The organism is Mitsuaria sp. MSU3D, from assembly GCF_056867975.1.
Genome location: NZ_CP200314.1, coordinates 841,773 through 858,435, shown reverse-complemented (window position 1 = coordinate 858,435; position 16,663 = coordinate 841,773). Strand labels below are relative to the sequence as shown.

Here is a 16,663-nt window from a genome sequence, read left to right as displayed (position 1 = left end):
TCCGCAGACAGTGAAGGCTCGATGGGTCAGACCTTCCAGTTGCACCCGGCCCGCCGCACCACCGCTTGGAACGGAGGCCACCGCCGAGACGGCGGAGCGACGGGAGGGCACAACTGGAAAGCGACGAATGAAGCGAGACATGACACCGGCCGAGGCCGACTGGGCGTATGCGAAGGTGCTGCTGGTGATGGAGCTGGTCGCGCGACGCCTGGCCGCCGCCGGCGAGCCCGAGCTGGCCGCCGAACTGAGGAGGTGGAGGTGAGAGCGCATGGGTCAGGTCCCCTCGCCTCGCCGCTCGCACGCCGCCCGGATCGCGTCACCGATCCAGTGCCGGCGCACGACGAAGCAGTTAGGCCGTACCTCTTCGAGCGGCACGTTCAGCGGGATCAGGCTGCACGGCGCGCGCTCCACGCCGCCCCCCCAGTGGCCGATCCATTCGCCGCAGTCGGCGCACGGCTTGTGCGACGCCCAGCGCCAGCGCTCGCGGCGGATCTCCGACTCCCACCGGGCGCGATAGGAGGCGTCCTCCGCCTGGGCGTCCGTCGGTGCGACGACTTCCGGCACGGATCAGCCCTCGGAGGCGTCGGCGGTGGCTGCCCCCTGCGCTGCGCGCTCCGCCATCACAGCGGTGTGCAGGTCCTGCAGGCGGCGGTAGTTGCGCGAGAGGACGTCGTCGACGTCGCCGCGATAGACCTTGCTGATCGTCGGCTGGGGGATGCCGGACCGCTCGGCGATCTGGACCTGCGTCAGCCCGGCTCCGATCAGTTCAGTCACGTAGTCCTTGGCTTCCATGGGTCGCTCCATATTCCTTCAGGACTATTGTCGCAGGCCTTTGGGAATATGCAAGTGCGATTAAATCCACCCATGAGGGAAGCAGACACATTGGGGCGCCGCTTGAAGCTCGCGCGCGAGAAGCGCGGGATGCGCCAGGCCGACCTGGCCAAGGCTGCCGACATCGGTCAATCCTCGATCTCCAAGCTGGAGCGAGGCGACTCGTTCGAGACGGCAGCGATCGCCAAGATCGCCCGGGCTCTGCGAGTGCCGGCTGCGTGGCTCGAGCTCGTCACGGACGACGAGCCGGATTGGGATGGCGGTTCAGGCGCAGAAGTGGAGCCCGCAGATTCGCATGTGACGCTGTCCGTCGGCTCGGTAGCAATGCTGCTGGCCCGATCGCTCGAGAGCACCAGCGACGAAGACCGTGAGCTGATCGCTCAGCAGGTCGCACACCTACTGAGGCGCGGGCCGATAGAAAGGCTCGCGTCAGCCATCGACGCCCTGGCGACACTCGACGTTTCCGTGCAACTGCCGGCGTCACCGGCGCGACAGAGCGCCACCCCCAAAGGTTGGGATTCGTCGGACGTAGATCACGAAGTCTCCAAGACCCTGCAAGAGCTTGCAGTTGCGTCCATGACCATGACCCTCCCCCAGCGGCGCGCGATGGTCGCAGCGCTGCAGGGCATAAAGGAGACGTCATGGAAATCGACGCAGGAGACTTCATCGGGAAGACTGGTCCGGCCGCCCAACGAGGAGCCGGGCACGCAGCCGATCTACCGCAGCCCAGGCGGCGGCGCACGGACCGAAAGGAAGACGAAGTGAGGGCGCGTCCGTTCCGCCTGGTGCAGCTCAAGAAGCCTGTGTCCCACGACACCGTGCGCTGCCTGCGCGCCCTCCTCGAGGAGGCCGAGCGGGGTGAGATTCAGGGCGTGTGCTTCGCCGTCATGAAGTCCAACCGCGACTTCTTCTACAACTCCTGCGGCGAGGCCCACCGCAATCCGGCCTGGGCCGCGGCGATGGCCGCCACGCTGCTGCATGGCACCATGAAGCGAGTTTTCAACGAGGAGGGATGATGAAAAAGCTGATGAGCGCCGGCTTGGCGCTGCTGCTGGCGGCCTGCGCGTCGACCGGCGTCACGCCGATGGGCAAAGACACTTTCCACATCGCCAAGCAGAGCGCGGCCGGCATGTTCGGCACGCCGGAAGGTGTGAAGGCCGACATCTATCGCGAGGCAGCCGCCTTCTGCGAGGCCAAGGGCCAGACCTTCGAGACGATCGACGCAAAGACGCGCAACGCGGTGCCGTTCGTGCACACCGGCAGTGCGGCCCTGACCTTCAGGTGCATCGACAAGTAGGGGCACATCGCCGCGCTGTCGAATGCCCGCCATGCTTGCGGGCATTTTTTTCACCAGTCATATTCTTTTGCGCTTGCGCTTCCGTATTCTTTGTCGAATAATTCTCTCCAACGCGCCACCCCGGCGCACTTGGAGGGCAGATGGAACAGCAAGCGAATGCCGGCGCGGCCGGCCTGACGATCAACAGCCTGCCGGCGCTCGGCGAGGGCTGGCCCGGTGTCGAGGGCAAGTACTTCGGCGTGATGACGGCCACCGACGGCGCGCTGTACGCGCTGGTGCTGCTGGACGCGAAGCCGACGGGCGCCAAGACGTGGCAGGCGGCCATGGACTGGGCGAAGGACGCGAGCGGCGATCTGCCGACGCGGCCCGAGGCCGCTCACCTGTTCCAGGTCGCGCGCGGCGAGTTCGCCCGCGAGTGGTACTGGACGAACGAGACGCACGAGGCTGACGCCTCCTACGCCTGGCTCTGCACCTTCCACTACGGCCTCCAGGGCAGCTACCACAAGGGCAGCGCGGAGCGCTGCCGCGCCGTCCGCAGATTGCCCCTTGGATCCTTGGATCCTTTGGCCGGGGCCGCGAAGGCCACGGCTGAGCGCGTCGGCGAGCTGCGCAGTGCGGCGCAGGCGCTGCTGGCGGTGTGCAACGACGTGGGCGGCGTGCTGTGAGCGCCGCGGCTGCCGTCACGCTGCCGATCGCCATCGTGGAGACGATGCGCGACCTGGTGACGTTCCACCGCCAGCGGGGCGAGTACTGCGCGAAGGCCGTGGAGCAGCGCGCGCTGCGCGCCGAGGCTGAGACGACGCAGCAGCGAGAGGAGCACACCCGCGCCGAGATCGCCGCGCGCGAGCAGGAGATCGCCGCGCAGCGCATGGCGCTCGCGACGCGCAACAAGCTCGAGGCGCTGGTCGTGAAGCACGCGGACGAGATCCTCGCCGATGCGCGCTTCGCGCCGGTGGGCGACTGGGGTCCGACGCATCAGCGCTGCGAGGTGGCAGCATGAAGCTCACCTTCACCGTCGAAGAAGTCGACAGCATCCAGCCCGGCTACCGCGAGCTCGACATCGGCATCACCGTCACCGAACAGCAGGCGGAAAAGATCCTCGAGGAACTCGGCAGCGGCTTCGATTTGAAGAAGCTGCTCGAAGAGGCCGCGCCGGACGTCGTCGCGGCCATCCGCCAGGCTGCTCTCGAAGATGTCGAGGCCCCGGAATGAGCACCGTCTTCCATCAGGGGCTGCCCGCGCCCGGCGCGTGCACTGAAGCCGACCTTGACCGCTGCATCGCCGATCGGCTGCGTGAGTTCACGGTGTCGGCGCGTGTCGGCGGTCGCCGCGTCGAGCACACGGTCGTCGCGCGCTCCAGCAGCGCGGCCGCCGCAATCGCATTCGAGTCGCTCGGCCTGCCGTGCGCCTGCGTGAGGCGCGCGCCATGACGCTCGATCGTCCCCGCGCGCAGCCGGACCACGCTGCGATGGATGACGCCGCCGAGTGGGCCTGCCCGCAGCCGGACATGTCCATGTGCGACCCCGACCACCTCACGCCGCCGGACGCGCCCTCGAAGCGCGCCGACCGAATCGCAACCGTTGCCGGGGTCGCGCTGATCCTGCTGGCGTGGGCGCTGGGCGCCTGGCTGGACTCCCTCTGAACCCTTCAATCCGGAGAACCTGATGAATCAGACCGCCATGGCCGCCACTTCTGCGGCTTCCGCTCAAACCGTTGCCGCGCAACAGCAGGAGAGCGAATTCGAAAAACTGCTGCGACAGCCGCCTAGCTTCAGCACGCGCGACCTGCTGGCCGACGACATGCTGGACAAGGTCCTGCGACTGGCCGAGGTGATGGCCTCTGGCAGGGTCACCTGCCCGAAGCACCTGCAGGGCAACATCGGCGACTGCGCCGCAGTGATTGGGCAGGCCATGCGCTGGGGCTTCGACCACAACGCCGTGGCGCAGAAGACCCACCTGGTCAACGGCGTCCTGGGCTACGAGTCCCAGCTCATCGTGGCGGCCCTGAACTCGTCCTCCTTGCTCGCTTCACGCATCGACTACGAATGGGCAGAGGGCTGGGACGGCACCGGCGGAAAGGCCGACAACAGCGCCAATCACTGGTGTGAAGTCTCTGCGCGACTGTCCGGAGAGACGAAGACGCGGAAGCTGCGCGTCAGCATGGCGCAGGTTGGCAGTGTTCGGAACTCGCCGAACTGGATCACCGATGCGCGCCAGCAGCTCGCCTACCTCGCGGCCAAGCGCTGGGGACGCCTGCACGCTCCGGACGTGATGCTCGGCGTCTATTCGCCGGACGAGCTTCGCTCCAGCGCCGACGACCAAGAGGAGGCGGCCGCCATCGTTACGCCGGCGCCGAAGCCTGACCTGCCCGCGTATCAACAGGACGCCTTCGAGAAGAACCTGCCGGGCTGGCGCAACGTCGTTGAGTCCGGTCGCAAGACCGCGCCGGACCTGCTCGCCATGCTTCAGACGAAGGCGACCTTCAGCAGAGAGCAGCAGGCCGAGATTCTGAAGCTTGGCCAGGTCGAAGAAGCGCAGGCGCTGACCGCCGAACAGCAGGAGTTCGCCAACGCCATGGACGACACCGATGGGAGCCAAGAATGAAGATCCACAACCTGATCCAGGGCAGCCCGGAGTGGCTCGCCTATCGCGCCCAGCACTTCAACGCCAGCGATGCGCCGGCCATGATGGGCGTGTCGCCCTACAAGACTCGCGCCGAGCTGCTGCGCGAGATGCACACCGGCCTCACGCCAGAGGTCGACGTCGGCACCCAGAAGCGCTACGACAATGGCCACCGCGCCGAAGCGCTGGCCCGCCCGCTGGCCGAGGAATTCATCGGTCAGGACCTGTACCCGGTCACGGGATCGCTGGACCGGCTGTCCGCGAGCTTCGATGGTCTGACGCTCGACGAACGCGAGGGCTTCGAGCACAAGGCGCTGAACAACGATCTGCGCCAGTGCTTCAAGGCGATGGGCGACGCCGAGGACCGCGATTGCCGGCTCCTGCCGGTCTACCACCGCATGCAGATGGAGCAGCAGCTGTTGATCAGCGGCGGCGAGCGCGTACTGTTCATGGCCAGCCAGTGGAACGGCGAGGAGCTCGTCGAAGAGCAGCACTGCTGGTACTACCCCGACGCCGCGCTGCGCGCCGAGATCGTCGCGGGCTGGGAGCAGTTCGCGAAGGACCTGCAGGCCTACGTGGCGCCCGAAGCTGTCGAGCCCCCCGGTCGGCAAGGCGCCGGAGTCGCTGCCGGCGCTGCTGATCGAGGTCACCGGCAAGGTCACTGCCAGCAACCTGGTCGAGTTCAAGAAGACCGCGCTGAGCGCGATCGCCTCCGTGAACCGGGACCTGAAGACCGACAAGGACTTCGCGGACGCGGACAAGGCCGTGAAGTGGTGCGAGGACATCGAAGAGCGCATCGCCGCGGCGAAGCAGCACGCGCTGAGTCAGACCAGCAGCATCGATGAGCTGTTCCGCACGATGGACGAGATCAGCGCCGAGGCGCGTACCGTGCGCCTGGATCTGTCCAAGGTGATCAAGGTCCGTAAGGACCGCGTGAACGAGGACGCCGTGGCCGCCGCGCGCGCGGCGCTCTTCGAGCACATGCAGACGTTGAACGCCGAGTTGTCCCCGGCCGTGCTGCCCGCGCCAATCGCCGACTTCGCCGGCGCCATCAAAGGTCTGCGCTCGATCGCCAGCAAGCAGGACGCGCTGGACGCCCTGCTGGCGAAGACCAAGATCGCACTAGACACCACGGCCCGCGGCGTGCGCACGAACCAGGCCGCGTTCAAGACGCAAGCCTCCGGCTTCGAGCATCTGTTCCCCGATCTGGCCGTGCTGGTGCTGAAGCAGCCCGAGGACTTCACCGCCGGCGTCGGCGCGCGCATCGCGCAGCACAAGGACTCGGAGGCCAAGCGCCTGGAGCAGGAGCGCGAGCGCATCCGAGCAGAGGAACTGCAGCGCATCGAGAACGAACGCCTGGCGGCTGAGAAGGCTCAGGCCGAAGCATCGGCGCCGGCGGCGGCTCCTGCTGCCATGCCGGCCGCTGCCCCGATCTCGACGCCCGTGCGCGGCGTCGGCGCTGTCCGCCGTGCTCCGGCCGCCGAGCCCGCGTCGTTGAAGCTGGGCGTGATCTGCGAGCGTCTGGGCTTCACCGTCGGCGCAGACTTCCTGGAAGTCCTGGGCTTCGTCGCGCACAAGGACCGTTCGGCGCGCCTGTACCGCGAGGGCGACTTCAAGGCCATCTGCGCCGCGATCCGCGCCCACGTGCAGGCCGTGGAAGAGAACGCCACCGAGGCGGCCTGACCATGCGTCGCGTCACCATCGAATTTGGCCATGACGCCGAGCGCGGCATGGGAGTGAACGTCGTCGACGAGTACGGCCGAGAGACGGGCCCGCTCACCTTCGGCGAGGCGCTGCAGCAGCTCACCTCCCTGTTCATCCTCGGCGACGTTCCGGCGCTGCAGTACCCGATGCAGACGCCCACCGAGTGGGAGGCGCGTCGCCAGCGCCGCCTCGACGCCAAAGCCGCGCGCGCGCTTCAGGGCGCAACGCCGCCCTACTGATCAACGGGACGGCGCGACGTAGCCGGTGAAGGCCCCGGACGCACCGGGCAGCACTGCCGGGCAAAGGGCGCCTCCCACCATTCCCACCACGACCGAGACCACACCATGAGCCTGATCCTTGCCTACGACACCGAGACCACCGGATTGCCCAACTGGAGCGTGCCGAGCGAAGACCCGAGCCAGCCCCACCTGGTGCAGCTCGCCGCCGTGCTGATCGACGAAGAGACCCGCGAAGAACTCGAGGGCATGTGCGTCATCATCCAGCCCAACGGCTGGGCCATCCCCGACGACGTCGCCAAGATCCACGGCATCACGACCGAGATCGCGCTGGCCGAGGGCATCCCTGAAGCCGAGGCAGTCGAGCGCTTCATGTCGCTGTGGCAGCGCGCCTGCAAATCCGGGGGGGGGCGCCTGGCCCACAACGAGTCCTTCGACATGCGCATCGTGCGCATCGCCCTCATGCGCTACGCCGATCACGAACAGGCGGACGCGTGGAAGGCGGGTCCGGCGCGCTGCACGCAAACGGCGTCGACGCCGATCTGCAAGCTTCCGCCGACTCCCAAGATGCTCGCAGCGCGCCGCAACCATCCGAAGTCCCCGACGCTGGCCGAGGCCTTCGAGTTCTTCACCGGCCGCAAGCTCGAGGGCGCGCACAACGCGCTGGTCGACGTGAAGGCGTGCATCGCTGTGCACTGGGCCATCGCTGACGGCGTTCGCGAACGCGTTACCGCCGTCGACCAGGCCGAGGCCTGACCAGTTCCCTCCCGCGCCCACTGGTGCCGGCCTATCCGGCGGCAGTTTCCCTCCCTGTTGCCGGGCGCGGCTTTCCCCGGGGCTTCGGCTCCGGGGCTTTTCTTCCCAACGCTCCATCAGGAGAAACACCGTGAACGTGACCGAGACGACCACCAACACCGTCCGCCTGGCCGAGCTGCCGGCCGTCGGAGCCCAGCTCGCTGGCGGCATCTTCGCCGGCTTGTCCACCACGAAGGCCGGCCAGCACGTAGCCGTGATCCTGCTGCCCAACAAGGCGCAGGAGCGCATGTCGTGGACCGAAGCCGCCGAGTGGGCCACCGAGGCCGGCGGCCTGCTGCCGACGCGCCCTGTCGCCGCCCTGCTCTACGCGAACCTGAAGTCCGAGTTCGAGGCGGACTGGTACTGGACCGCCGACGTCCTCAGCGACGACACCGGCAACGACGCACACGCCTCCTCCGCCTGGCACTGCCACTTCAGCGACGGCGGCCAGGACGGCACCCGCAAGAGCAGCGCGGAGCGCTGCCGCGCCGTCCGCCTGATTCACCTCGCCGATTGATCCTTCAATCCTTTCAACCACAGGGAGCACGCACATGTCTCTGATCACCCTGGACGACCTGGTCGCCGACCACGAGCGCCTCGGCGCGCGCATCGAGCAATTCAAGAGTCAGCCCCAGCCGCGCAGCCTGACGCTGCCGGCCATCACCATCGATCTCCGCCCGGGCGAGCACTACGCCGGCGCGGTGCTGGACGAGAACGGCACCTTGAGCCACCACCTCGTGCTGATGGCGCAGAAGCCACTGGGGCCGCTGAACTGGGTCGACGCCATGAAGTGGGCCGATGACGTCGGAGGCGCCCTTCCGACTCGCCAGGAGCAGGCGCTGCTCTACGCCAACTGCAAGGCGCAGTTCGAGGCCGCGTGGTACTGGTCCGGCGAGGAGCACGAGAACGCCTCCTCCGCCTGGTTCTGCAACTTCACCGACGGCGGCCAGAGCGGCTACCGCAAGAGCAGCGCGGAGCGCTGCCGCGCCGTCCGCAGAGTGAATCCTTCGGTCCTTTGATCCTTTGAGCTGACCACCACCATGGCCTTGCACCACGACCTGCCGATCTATCGCACGGGCTCACAGTTGCTGAGCTTGGCCGTGCGTGCGCAGGTCCAGATGCCCCGCGACGTGAAGCGCTCCCTCGGCGAGAAGGTGATGCAGCACTGCGTGGAGATGCTGGACCTGATGGCGCTGGCGAATGCGTCGCAGCGCGCCGAGCGCGCCCGGCACATCGAGCAGCTGCTGACGCGCAAGCGCGCGGTCGAGGTGCTGCTGCGCGTGAGCTTCGACAGCCGCTACCTCTCGCCCAAGCTCTGGAGCGAGTCGGTGCAGCTGCTGGGCAGCATCGGCGCGCAGGCCGGTGGTTGGCTCAAGTCCTCGAACAGGGCGCCTGCTGTATGAAGGTCACGGCCATCATGCCCGAGCGCAAAGTGAATCTGGTCGCGCCGCTGGTCCACGAGACCACCGACATGCACACCACGGATACCTCGGCCCGCGTGCCGGATGCGTTCGGTGCAGCTTCCACCGTGATCGGCTCCGGCCTTCGCGGCGGCAGCCTTCATAGCGCGACTGGTGCGCCTCCTACGCCTGGAACTGCAACTTCAACAACGGCAACCAGAACAACAACCACAAGAGCAGCGCGGAGCGCTGCCGCGCCGTCCGCAGATTCCGACCTGTTCCACCTGCTGGTGCAGGCGTACCTCGATTGCCGGCGCACGAAGCGCAACAGCGCCAGCGCGCTGGCATTCGAGGCCCACGCCGAGCGCAACCTCTTCGACCTGCACGCGGAGCTGATCAGCGGCGCCTACCGGCCCGGCCGCTCGATCTGTTTCGTCGTCACCCGCCCGCGGCCGCGCGAGGTGTGGGCCGCGGGCTTTCGCGATCGCATCGTCCATCACCTGCTCTACAACCACGCCGCGCCGCGCTTTCACGCCGCCTTCGTGGCCGACAGCTGCGCATGCATCCCCGGGCGCGGCACGCTCTACGCGGCCAGGCGCCTGGAGCACCAAGTGCGCAGCATCACCCGCAACTGGAGCCAGCCGGTCTCGTACCTGAAGTGCGACCTGGCCAACTTCTTCGTGAGCATCGACAAGACGGTGCTGCTGGAGCAGCTGGCGCGCCGGATCCACGAGCCGTGGTGGATGGCGCTGGCCGAGACCATCCTGATGCACGACCCGCGCGAGGACGTCGACGTGCGCGGGAGCCGCCGCGAGCTCGCGCTGGTCCCGCCGCACAAGAGCCTCTTCAACGCGCCGGCCAGCCACGGGCTGCCGATCGGCAACCTGTCCTCGCAGTTCTTCGCCAACGTGCTGCTCGATGACCTCGACCAGTTCGTGAAGCACCGCCTGCGGGCGCCGCACTACATCCGCTACGTCGACGACTTCGTGCTGCTGCACGAGGACGCGTCGTGGCTCGTCGCCGCGCGCGGGCGCATCGAGGTCCGGCTCGCTGAACTGGGCCTGCGCCTGAACCCGCGCAAGACCATCCTGCAGCCCGTGGCGCGCGGCATCGACTTCGTCGGCCATGTCATCCGGCCATGGCGCCGCACGACCAGGCCGCGCACGCTGGTTGCGGCGCTGCGCCGCGTCGCCGAGGTCGATCCCGACGACCTGATGCAGACCGCGAACAGCTACTTCGGCCTGCTCGGACAGGCCAGCCACAGCCATCACGACCGCGCCCAGCTCGCCAACGCCGTCCGCCGCCGCGGGCGCAGCGTCAGCGCCGGGCTGCGAAAGATCTGATTCCTCAACCACTCCAACGGGAGACCCGCGTGACCATCGACACCACCGCGATGCCCATCTACCAGGGCACCAAGACGCTGAAGGCGCATCCCATGACGCGCGGCGAATACAACCGCTACCGCGGCTGGAACGCGCCCGTCGACGAGGACATGGGCGAGCGCGGCTACCTGGTCGAGTACACCGACGGCGGCAAGGCCAACGACCCGCGCCACGCCGGCTACATCAGCTGGTCGCCGGCGGATGTCTTCGACAAGACCTACCGGCCCTGCGGCACCTTCCAGGAGCGCGTTCGCCTCGAGGCCGCCGAGCTGGGCGAGAAGCTCATCAAGCTCCAGACGTTCATCAGGTCGCCGGCGTTCATTGCGCTGCACATCGACGAGCGCACCCGTCTCTGCGATCAGCGCGACCACATGGAGCGCTACCACGACACGCTGAGCGATCGCATTGAGGCCTTCCCGCCCGATCACCACCGCGTCTGACCTGACCGATCGCAACCAACAGGAGATCCCCGCGATGCAATTCCAGCTCACCGAATGGACCCAGGCGGTCCTCGCGAAGAAGACCGACCGCACCGAGCACCACGGTGACGAGAAGGTGCCGGCCGTCACGCTCGGCTTCCGCATCACCGGCCCGAACACGATCCTGGATCTGTTCGGCAAGCCCTACGACTTCCGCCACGCGTTGTACTCGGCGCCGGATGACGGCCAGGAGCAGATCGCAGGCATCGACAACACGCCTCTGCTGCGCACCGTGGGCCTCGGTGTCATCCCGCTCGCGGTGAAGAAGCTGGAGGGCTGGGTGCTGCACATCGACCACGGGATCGACGAGCACGACCCGATCGCGCTGGGCAACTGCTCGGTGTCGAAGTTCAAGCTCGATCCGTTCCAAGGCGGCTCGTGCGAACTGTCCTTCATCGTCAGCACCGACGACGTCGACGCCGAATATGGCGGCCTGCTGCTGATGATGCTGGGCCAGGAGGTGCCGATCAAACTGATCGCGCCAGAGCCGAAGGAGGAGGCCATCGACGGCAGCGCGCAGGCCTTCGAGAAGGATCACCCGCTGTTCAACCAGGTCAACCATGCATGCCCGCAATGCGGCTGCGAGGACACCTCGGACGAAGGCGAGGATGGCCGTGGGTGCCCTGAGTGCGAGCACGTGTGGAAGCCGGTCCAGTCCGCCGCCGACGCCTTCGCCGCCAACGAGGCCGCCGGCATCAACAAGGAGGCGTCCGAGGTCCCGCCCGAGCCCAAGAAGAAGCGCGGCCGCTCCAACCGTCCGTCGCTGACGCCCGTCGAATGATCAGCCCCATCGTCCCCCGCGTGGAGCTCGAGCGCGAGCTCTTCCGTCAGCTCGAGGACGGGGCCACCTCCGACCAGGCGGTGGCGGCCGTTTCCTCGGACTACTGCCTGCCCCGCGAAGCCGTCGAGCAGGTGATCGAAGACCTGGAGGAGGCGTGACCATGCGCACCATCGACCCCAGCGAGATCCCGAAGGACGTGATCGACGCGGCGACCACCGTGGCCTGGTTCTTCAGAAATCGCGGCATCCTGTCGTGGCAGCTGGGTGAAATCCAGTCGCGCGCGCAAGACGCGCCGGCGGCTCGCTCCAAGACCGAGGTCAACGAGCGGCAGGCGGAGCTGCTGGAGGAAGCGATCAATCCGGCGCTGGCGGACGCTGCGCTGCGGCTGCAGGCCGGCGCACGGGAGCTTGCTGCGTCATGAGCCACTACGACACCCTCGGCGTCGCGCGCGACGCGTCCACCGTCGAGATCAAGCGCGCATGGCGGCGAGCCAGCTCTGCCGCTCATCCCGACAAACCGGGTGGCTCGAAAGAGCGCCAGCAGGCGGTGAATCGCGCGTACGAGATCCTGGGCGATGCGGAGCGGCGTGCGGCCTATGACGCGACCGGCGAAGACGTCGAGAAGACGTCGATCGATGAGCAGGCGCACCGAACGCTGATCCAGATGCTGCGGAGCTGCCTCGATGCGGACGATGTGATCGCGGCAGCGCGCGACACCGTCCGCCGCGTGCGATTCGACCTCGACGCAGGTTTGGCCGCTCGTCGGCTCAGCATCCGCAGCCTGGAGAAGAAGCTCGGACGCGTTCGCGTGAAGCAGGGGGATAACCTGGTCGAGATGCTGCTGCAGGACCGGATCACGACGCTGCATGCGGAGATCGAGGTCATGGAAACCGGGTTGCTCATCAACGCCGCCATCATGAAGAAGTTGGACGACTACGAGAGCATGCCGGCGGAAGTATTCACGCCCAGCGCAACCACCGCCGGCACCATGCCGGCCTTCAACCCGATCTCCAGCCTGTTCAACCGCAGGACGCCGTGGAGGAAGGCATGACCACGCTACTTCTGTCCGCCGCCGAGATCGTCGAGCTGACCGGCTACAAGCAGCCCGCGGCCCAGCTCGCCGAGCTGACGGCTCAGGGCTTCCACCGCGCGCGGCGCAACGCCGCCGGCCACGTGGTGCTGGAGCGCGCGCACTACGATGCCGTCTGCGCCGGCCATCAGCCTCACCAGACGACGCCGGCGCTGCGCCCCGTCAAACCGCGCCTACGCGCCGTCGCATGATCCGCAAAGCCTCCGGCCTGCCGCCCCGTGTCTACCCCAAGCACGGGGCGTATTACTTCGTCACGCTGGACCGGAAGTGGATCCGGCTATGCCGCATCTCCGACGGCGCCCAGGCTCTATATGCGGCGCTGGCCGCGCACCTGAAGTCCGACAACGAGCGCGACGGCATGCCAGCTGTCATCGGGCGTTGGGTGGAGTCCAAGGACGGCGAGTGGACCACCAAGACGAAGAAGGATCAGGAGCGTCTGTCCAAGGTGATGGCCGAGGCCTTCGCCGACTTCGCGCCGGCGCAGGTCACCACACCGGTCGCAGCCGCCTACCTGAAGGCCTTCGCCGCCACGCCGCGTACCTACAACATGCACCGGACCATGCTGCGCCAGGTGCTGTCGTTCGCCGCGCTGGAGGGCCTGCGCGAGGGTTTCAACCCGGTGGACAACGTCCCAACCAAGACGCTCGCCGGCCGCAAACGCCTGGTGACCGACGACGAGATCCGCGCGCTCAAGGCTGCGGCGCTGCTGCAGTCACGGAATGGTGAGGCGCTGGTGCAGATGATCGACCTCGCGCTGCTCACCGGCCAGCGCATCGGCGACCTGGTCAAGATGCGCTGGCAGGACGTCACCGACTCCGGTGTGCTCGTCGAGCAGGGCAAGACCGGCGAGCGGCTGCTGATCCAGTGGAGCCCGGCGCTCAAGGCTGCGATCGAGGCCTGCGCGCGCAGCGACAAGATCGGCCACGTGCTCAAGACGCAGAGCGGCGCCGGGTACCGCTACGCCGGCATCCGTAGCGCCTGGGTGCGCGCGTGCGAGCGCGCCGGCATCGAGGACCTGCACATCCATGACCTGCGCGGCCGCGCCGGCATGGACGCCCGGGATGGCGACGGCCTGGAAGCCGCACGCGACTTGCTCGGGCACAAGTCCATCAGGATGACCGAGCACTACGTCGACGGCAAGGCGCCACGCAAGGCCCGGCCCGCACGCTGAACGGCGTCTGATTGGCGTCTAACTGGACGCCGGGACACTCGATGGAATGCGGCCTAGATCAGCGCCTCGGAGTTTGACGAATCAGCCGCCAGGCCGCGCCAATGCAGGATACGGCGCATGCCTTCTAAGCAGCAGGTCGGGGGTTCGAGTCCCTCCGGGCAGGCCATGCAGATCAAGCACTTGTGGCTCGAGACGTCAGCCGCCGAAGCCGCGAAGTTGGACAGCGTCCAACTCACCGTCCTGTCAGCGCGGCTGCACAGCCCGCATCGCACTGTTCGGCCAGTTCGCAGGCCTTGCTTTTGCAGCCCCCGTCCGAGTCTTCAGTGGCCGGCGTCCAAGGCGGACAGTTGGCGCAGACGGGTTCGCATGTCCAGCCAATCGTTCGCTCCTCACGGCCGAACTCACGGGAGGACCGCCGATATCATTTTCGAATGCAAAGCCGCCCCATCAACAACCCACTTGGCAGCGTCAACCCCGCGTTGTCTTCGGCCCCCGCCACAGCCGCAGATGCGCCTGCTCGAACTTCTGGAGAGAGCGTTCGATCCACCGGCAATCCCCATGGCCTGCCGACACGGGTCTCGCCACGATCAAGCCCGACCGGAAGTCGCGTCAGCCTCCCATCGTCGTCCAGGGCACCAGGCCCAGGTGCCAGCGCTACGCCGAACCTGCGACAGTCTGCGAATTTTTTCGAGGGGATCGCGGAGAAGCCGAGCCAGGTGACGTCATTTGCAGCGGCCGCCCAAGGTGGTAACGCAGAGTCGCTGATGTTTGTCGCGCGGAACGTCAATCCGAATTACTACACTGGGGCGATTTCCAATGGGATTGGTGCATTGATGGGCGGTCCAAAGGCATTGAGGCAAAACTGCGTGTATTGCTCGAAGGCCGTTGATCAAAACCTCGAGGCACTCGCCTCTGGAACGCCAGCGAAATTCTGGGTGGCCACCGACACGTCTGCAGCCAACCTGCCGCACGAGAACAACGATCCCAAGGCCGTCAAAGCGCAAGTCAGCATTGAAGAGATGATCAAGGCGGAAATCGAGCCGGGTCGGCGCGGCATCATCAGCGTGCCGCAGCGCAAGGCAAAGGACAATCACGCGATGAATGTGGTGAGCGCGGATAGTGGGGCGATCCATGTGATCGACGGCCAGAATGGCAGGCTCTACGACCTGTCCAATCAGCTTGATCAGCAAGACTTCAACACCACCTTCGGCCACAACGGCGGCCCATGCATGGCACGGTTCTTCGACACAGGGGAAGCGCCCAAAGCGCCCACCCAGCAATCGTTGACCGAGGGTTGGGTGAGGGTTTGAGTGATCTGCTGTCGCAATGCTTCTCCCCAATTGACTCTCAACTGTTTCACGCAAGCGGTGGGACCGCGCCCGCCGCGCGACGTGTTTTCGCCGCTGCCCACCCGACAGTTCTTCCATTGCCTCGTCGCCGGTCGAGATGCTGCCATCAGCGCGGCGCTGTCGCCATCTGAAGCAACGGGGGACCTCCCTTGACATCGATTCGATGCCTCGCGCTCGCAGCCTTGCTGAGCGTTTCCTTTGCCGCTCATGCCGAACCCGAGATCCAGGTCGGCTTCTCGCCCGAGGGTTCGGCGCGACAGCTCGTGCTGGAGACCATCAGCGGCGCAAAGGAGCGCATCCAGATCCTGGCCTATGCCTTCCAGGCGCCCGACATCATGCAGGCGCTGGTCGATGCCAGACAGCGCGGCGTTCAGGTGCAGGTGGTCGTGGACAGGAAGCGCAACCAGAACAAGCCGAGCAAGAAGGCCATGGACTTCGTGACCGGCCACGGCGTGGAGCTGCGCACCAACGACCATTTCCACATCCACCACGACAAGACGATCATCGTGGACGGCCACACGGTGGAGACGGGCTCGTTCAACTTCGCGCCGTCGGCGGAAACGCTCAACTCGGAGAACGTCGTCGTGATCCGCAACGCGCCCGAGATCGTCCGCCAGTACGTCGCGCACTGGCAGTCACGGTGGGACCTCGGCAAGCCGTACGACGCCAAAGCGCTTCCCGACAAGGCACCTCCTCCGCCCATGCCCTGATGGTGGCTGCCAGCCGTCAGCGCGCCGCGCGATCCTGCGCCCATTCCGCCGCTCGCTCCGCCGCCAACACCATTGCCGCGCGGCGGTCGCTCACGATGCAATGGATGCCGGCACCTCGGTACGCATCCACCTGGTTGGGTTTCGCGATCACGACGATCGGCGACCGCGCGCCACGGAACTTGTAGGTCCCGACCTGCAGATCATTTCCGTATTGATAGTCCAAGTCGGAGAGGTCGACGACCATGCCGTCCGGGTCGGTCATGACAGAGAACATGTTCAGGACACGTCCGATCAGTACCGCGTCATCCAGACCTTCCGACCCCGGTCGATAGATCCCGCGGAACCGGACGAACCCGATCTTCATGCTTCCCTCGCCGTGGATCTCGGCGGCGGACTGGATCGTCGGCGAATGGCTGTCCATCACAAAAACGCCTGGCCTTGGATCCAAGTCCCGCGGATCAACAGGCCGCCCCTTTTTTGTCTTGAGCTTTCGGTCGATGCACACCTGCGTCAATCCCTCGAGCTCAGCCGAGCTGATCGGCGCCGAATGTTGAGTCGCATGCACCGCGACACAATTCAGCAGCCTGAATGGCTGACTCATGATTTCCGTCTGAGTGGCACGCGGAAGCTGCTCCGGAAAGGAAATCGCGCCGCCGACTCGATGTTCGGGCGAATCGAAGCACTCGCTCAGCGCCAGGTTGGCCAACTTGGGCGCATCGTGAGCGAAGGCCATGCCGCTCACTTTCACGAGAGAAATGGAGCGCCCACCCCCAAGAGGAAAGTCCAACAGCGGCACTGAGAGCCTTGGCAAAACTACA

Annotated in this window: 29 protein-coding genes; 26 read left to right on the top strand and 3 right to left on the bottom strand. The window is 66.8% G+C overall.

Annotated elements, in window-relative coordinates:
- The first annotated feature begins 127 nt into the window (after positions 1 to 127).
- A complete protein-coding gene (locus tag AC1VNM_RS03890; protein WP_483105928.1) occupies positions 128 to 262 on the top strand; it encodes a hypothetical protein in 135 nt (44 codons plus the stop codon).
- 11 nt (positions 263 to 273) lie between these two features.
- Here the strand turns inward: AC1VNM_RS03890 and AC1VNM_RS03885 are convergent, their stop codons facing one another.
- The gene (locus AC1VNM_RS03885; RefSeq protein WP_483105927.1) at positions 274 to 564 is read right to left on the bottom strand and encodes a hypothetical protein; all 291 of its coding nucleotides are present in this window, start codon (positions 562 to 564) and stop codon (positions 274 to 276) included.
- 3 nt (positions 565 to 567) lie between these two features.
- Entirely contained in the window at positions 568 to 792 is a 225-nt protein-coding gene (locus AC1VNM_RS03880) for a transcriptional regulator (RefSeq protein ID WP_483105926.1), read from the bottom strand.
- Between the two features lie 72 nt (positions 793 to 864).
- Here AC1VNM_RS03880 and AC1VNM_RS03875 point away from each other — a divergent pair, with 72 nt between their 5' ends.
- The 25 genes from AC1VNM_RS03875 (at position 865) to AC1VNM_RS03755 (ending at position 15,845) form a co-directional block, all read left to right on the top strand.
- On the top strand, positions 865 to 1,596 hold the full coding sequence (locus tag AC1VNM_RS03875; protein WP_483105925.1) for a helix-turn-helix domain-containing protein: 732 nt from the start codon (positions 865 to 867) through the stop codon (positions 1,594 to 1,596).
- Positions 1,593 to 1,847, top strand: a complete 255-nt coding sequence (locus AC1VNM_RS03870) for a hypothetical protein (protein ID WP_483105924.1) — start codon at positions 1,593 to 1,595, stop codon at positions 1,845 to 1,847. The genes AC1VNM_RS03875 and AC1VNM_RS03870 overlap by 4 nt, the downstream gene beginning before the upstream one ends.
- On the top strand, positions 1,847 to 2,128 hold the full coding sequence (locus AC1VNM_RS03865; RefSeq protein ID WP_483105923.1) for a hypothetical protein: 282 nt from the start codon (positions 1,847 to 1,849) through the stop codon (positions 2,126 to 2,128). The genes AC1VNM_RS03870 and AC1VNM_RS03865 overlap by 1 nt, the downstream gene beginning before the upstream one ends.
- A 140-nt stretch (positions 2,129 to 2,268) precedes the next feature.
- Positions 2,269 to 2,793, top strand: coding sequence for an Lcl C-terminal domain-containing protein (locus AC1VNM_RS03860; RefSeq protein ID WP_483105922.1), 525 nt, complete (start codon positions 2,269 to 2,271; stop codon positions 2,791 to 2,793).
- A complete protein-coding gene (locus tag AC1VNM_RS03855; RefSeq protein ID WP_483105921.1) occupies positions 2,790 to 3,128 on the top strand; it encodes a hypothetical protein in 339 nt (112 codons plus the stop codon). Before AC1VNM_RS03860 ends, AC1VNM_RS03855 begins: the two co-directional genes overlap by 4 nt.
- Positions 3,125 to 3,340, top strand: a complete 216-nt coding sequence (locus AC1VNM_RS03850) for a hypothetical protein (RefSeq protein ID WP_483105920.1) — start codon at positions 3,125 to 3,127, stop codon at positions 3,338 to 3,340. Before AC1VNM_RS03855 ends, AC1VNM_RS03850 begins: the two co-directional genes overlap by 4 nt.
- Positions 3,337 to 3,558: a hypothetical protein gene (locus AC1VNM_RS03845; protein WP_483105919.1), complete on the top strand. Its 222-nt coding sequence runs from the start codon at positions 3,337 to 3,339 to the stop codon at positions 3,556 to 3,558. The genes AC1VNM_RS03850 and AC1VNM_RS03845 overlap by 4 nt, the downstream gene beginning before the upstream one ends.
- Positions 3,555 to 3,770: a hypothetical protein gene (locus tag AC1VNM_RS03840; protein ID WP_483105918.1), complete on the top strand. Its 216-nt coding sequence runs from the start codon at positions 3,555 to 3,557 to the stop codon at positions 3,768 to 3,770. Before AC1VNM_RS03845 ends, AC1VNM_RS03840 begins: the two co-directional genes overlap by 4 nt.
- Positions 3,771 to 3,792: 22 nt before the next feature.
- On the top strand, positions 3,793 to 4,731 hold the full coding sequence (locus tag AC1VNM_RS03835) for a recombinase RecT (RefSeq protein WP_483105917.1): 939 nt from the start codon (positions 3,793 to 3,795) through the stop codon (positions 4,729 to 4,731).
- Positions 4,728 to 5,594: a YqaJ viral recombinase family protein gene (locus tag AC1VNM_RS03830; RefSeq protein ID WP_483105916.1), complete on the top strand. Its 867-nt coding sequence runs from the start codon at positions 4,728 to 4,730 to the stop codon at positions 5,592 to 5,594. The genes AC1VNM_RS03835 and AC1VNM_RS03830 overlap by 4 nt, the downstream gene beginning before the upstream one ends.
- Positions 5,595 to 6,434: 840 nt before the next feature.
- The gene (locus tag AC1VNM_RS03825; protein ID WP_483105915.1) at positions 6,435 to 6,692 is read left to right on the top strand and encodes a hypothetical protein; all 258 of its coding nucleotides are present in this window, start codon (positions 6,435 to 6,437) and stop codon (positions 6,690 to 6,692) included.
- 105 nt (positions 6,693 to 6,797) lie between these two features.
- On the top strand, positions 6,798 to 7,445 hold the full coding sequence (locus AC1VNM_RS03820; RefSeq protein WP_483105914.1) for a 3'-5' exonuclease: 648 nt from the start codon (positions 6,798 to 6,800) through the stop codon (positions 7,443 to 7,445).
- 130 nt (positions 7,446 to 7,575) lie between these two features.
- Positions 7,576 to 8,001: an Lcl C-terminal domain-containing protein gene (locus AC1VNM_RS03815; RefSeq protein WP_483105913.1), complete on the top strand. Its 426-nt coding sequence runs from the start codon at positions 7,576 to 7,578 to the stop codon at positions 7,999 to 8,001.
- 34 nt (positions 8,002 to 8,035) lie between these two features.
- On the top strand, positions 8,036 to 8,503 hold the full coding sequence (locus AC1VNM_RS03810) for an Lcl C-terminal domain-containing protein (protein WP_483105912.1): 468 nt from the start codon (positions 8,036 to 8,038) through the stop codon (positions 8,501 to 8,503).
- A gap of 21 nt (positions 8,504 to 8,524) precedes the next feature.
- Positions 8,525 to 8,887, top strand: a complete 363-nt coding sequence (locus tag AC1VNM_RS03805) for a four helix bundle protein (protein ID WP_483105911.1) — start codon at positions 8,525 to 8,527, stop codon at positions 8,885 to 8,887.
- A gap of 287 nt (positions 8,888 to 9,174) precedes the next feature.
- Complete coding sequence (locus AC1VNM_RS03800; RefSeq protein ID WP_483105910.1) at positions 9,175 to 10,227, top strand: RNA-directed DNA polymerase; 1,053 nt, start codon at positions 9,175 to 9,177, stop codon at positions 10,225 to 10,227.
- Positions 10,228 to 10,256: 29 nt separating this feature from the next.
- Entirely contained in the window at positions 10,257 to 10,706 is a 450-nt protein-coding gene (locus tag AC1VNM_RS03795; protein ID WP_483105909.1) for a crAss001_48 related protein, read from the top strand.
- Between the two features lie 34 nt (positions 10,707 to 10,740).
- Complete coding sequence (locus AC1VNM_RS03790; RefSeq protein ID WP_483105908.1) at positions 10,741 to 11,526, top strand: hypothetical protein; 786 nt, start codon at positions 10,741 to 10,743, stop codon at positions 11,524 to 11,526.
- A complete protein-coding gene (locus AC1VNM_RS03785) occupies positions 11,523 to 11,684 on the top strand; it encodes a hypothetical protein (RefSeq protein WP_483105907.1) in 162 nt (53 codons plus the stop codon). The genes AC1VNM_RS03790 and AC1VNM_RS03785 overlap by 4 nt, the downstream gene beginning before the upstream one ends.
- 2 nt (positions 11,685 to 11,686) lie before the next feature.
- A complete protein-coding gene (locus tag AC1VNM_RS03780; protein WP_483105906.1) occupies positions 11,687 to 11,947 on the top strand; it encodes a hypothetical protein in 261 nt (86 codons plus the stop codon).
- Positions 11,944 to 12,576, top strand: a complete 633-nt coding sequence (locus tag AC1VNM_RS03775) for a J domain-containing protein (RefSeq protein ID WP_483105905.1) — start codon at positions 11,944 to 11,946, stop codon at positions 12,574 to 12,576. Before AC1VNM_RS03780 ends, AC1VNM_RS03775 begins: the two co-directional genes overlap by 4 nt.
- On the top strand, positions 12,573 to 12,806 hold the full coding sequence (locus AC1VNM_RS03770; protein ID WP_483105904.1) for a DUF4224 domain-containing protein: 234 nt from the start codon (positions 12,573 to 12,575) through the stop codon (positions 12,804 to 12,806). Before AC1VNM_RS03775 ends, AC1VNM_RS03770 begins: the two co-directional genes overlap by 4 nt.
- Positions 12,803 to 13,786, top strand: coding sequence for a tyrosine-type recombinase/integrase (locus AC1VNM_RS03765; RefSeq protein ID WP_483105903.1), 984 nt, complete (start codon positions 12,803 to 12,805; stop codon positions 13,784 to 13,786). The genes AC1VNM_RS03770 and AC1VNM_RS03765 overlap by 4 nt, the downstream gene beginning before the upstream one ends.
- A gap of 716 nt (positions 13,787 to 14,502) precedes the next feature.
- Entirely contained in the window at positions 14,503 to 15,096 is a 594-nt protein-coding gene (locus AC1VNM_RS03760) for a hypothetical protein (protein ID WP_483105902.1), read from the top strand.
- Positions 15,097 to 15,317: 221 nt separating this feature from the next.
- Positions 15,318 to 15,845, top strand: a complete 528-nt coding sequence (locus AC1VNM_RS03755; protein ID WP_483105901.1) for a phospholipase D family nuclease — start codon at positions 15,318 to 15,320, stop codon at positions 15,843 to 15,845.
- Positions 15,846 to 15,861: 16 nt separating this feature from the next.
- Here the strand turns inward: AC1VNM_RS03755 and AC1VNM_RS03750 are convergent, their stop codons facing one another.
- Positions 15,862 to 16,578: a hypothetical protein gene (locus AC1VNM_RS03750; protein ID WP_483105900.1), complete on the bottom strand. Its 717-nt coding sequence runs from the start codon at positions 16,576 to 16,578 to the stop codon at positions 15,862 to 15,864.
- Positions 16,579 to 16,663: the final 85 nt, after the last annotated feature.

Excerpts from the sequence above, each read along its gene's own strand:
- AC1VNM_RS03890 (WP_483105928.1), top strand. The coding sequence starts at position 128 with ATGAAGCGAGACATGACACCGGCCGAGGCCGACTGGGCGTATGCGAAG.
- AC1VNM_RS03880 (WP_483105926.1), bottom strand. The coding sequence starts at position 792 with ATGGAAGCCAAGGACTACGTGACTGAACTGATCGGAGCCGGGCTGACG.
- AC1VNM_RS03875 (WP_483105925.1), top strand. The coding sequence starts at position 865 with ATGAGGGAAGCAGACACATTGGGGCGCCGCTTGAAGCTCGCGCGCGAG.
- AC1VNM_RS03865 (WP_483105923.1), top strand. The coding sequence starts at position 1,847 with ATGAAAAAGCTGATGAGCGCCGGCTTGGCGCTGCTGCTGGCGGCCTGC.
- AC1VNM_RS03860 (WP_483105922.1), top strand. The coding sequence starts at position 2,269 with ATGGAACAGCAAGCGAATGCCGGCGCGGCCGGCCTGACGATCAACAGC.
- AC1VNM_RS03850 (WP_483105920.1), top strand. The coding sequence starts at position 3,125 with ATGAAGCTCACCTTCACCGTCGAAGAAGTCGACAGCATCCAGCCCGGC.
- AC1VNM_RS03845 (WP_483105919.1), top strand. The coding sequence starts at position 3,337 with ATGAGCACCGTCTTCCATCAGGGGCTGCCCGCGCCCGGCGCGTGCACT.
- AC1VNM_RS03840 (WP_483105918.1), top strand. The coding sequence starts at position 3,555 with ATGACGCTCGATCGTCCCCGCGCGCAGCCGGACCACGCTGCGATGGAT.
- AC1VNM_RS03835 (WP_483105917.1), top strand. The coding sequence starts at position 3,793 with ATGAATCAGACCGCCATGGCCGCCACTTCTGCGGCTTCCGCTCAAACC.
- AC1VNM_RS03830 (WP_483105916.1), top strand. The coding sequence starts at position 4,728 with ATGAAGATCCACAACCTGATCCAGGGCAGCCCGGAGTGGCTCGCCTAT.
- AC1VNM_RS03825 (WP_483105915.1), top strand. The coding sequence starts at position 6,435 with ATGCGTCGCGTCACCATCGAATTTGGCCATGACGCCGAGCGCGGCATG.
- AC1VNM_RS03820 (WP_483105914.1), top strand. The coding sequence starts at position 6,798 with ATGAGCCTGATCCTTGCCTACGACACCGAGACCACCGGATTGCCCAAC.
- AC1VNM_RS03810 (WP_483105912.1), top strand. The coding sequence starts at position 8,036 with ATGTCTCTGATCACCCTGGACGACCTGGTCGCCGACCACGAGCGCCTC.
- AC1VNM_RS03805 (WP_483105911.1), top strand. The coding sequence starts at position 8,525 with ATGGCCTTGCACCACGACCTGCCGATCTATCGCACGGGCTCACAGTTG.
- AC1VNM_RS03790 (WP_483105908.1), top strand. The coding sequence starts at position 10,741 with ATGCAATTCCAGCTCACCGAATGGACCCAGGCGGTCCTCGCGAAGAAG.
- AC1VNM_RS03785 (WP_483105907.1), top strand. The coding sequence starts at position 11,523 with ATGATCAGCCCCATCGTCCCCCGCGTGGAGCTCGAGCGCGAGCTCTTC.
- AC1VNM_RS03780 (WP_483105906.1), top strand. The coding sequence starts at position 11,687 with ATGCGCACCATCGACCCCAGCGAGATCCCGAAGGACGTGATCGACGCG.
- AC1VNM_RS03775 (WP_483105905.1), top strand. The coding sequence starts at position 11,944 with ATGAGCCACTACGACACCCTCGGCGTCGCGCGCGACGCGTCCACCGTC.
- AC1VNM_RS03770 (WP_483105904.1), top strand. The coding sequence starts at position 12,573 with ATGACCACGCTACTTCTGTCCGCCGCCGAGATCGTCGAGCTGACCGGC.
- AC1VNM_RS03765 (WP_483105903.1), top strand. The coding sequence starts at position 12,803 with ATGATCCGCAAAGCCTCCGGCCTGCCGCCCCGTGTCTACCCCAAGCAC.
- AC1VNM_RS03750 (WP_483105900.1), bottom strand. The coding sequence starts at position 16,578 with ATGGCCTTCGCTCACGATGCGCCCAAGTTGGCCAACCTGGCGCTGAGC.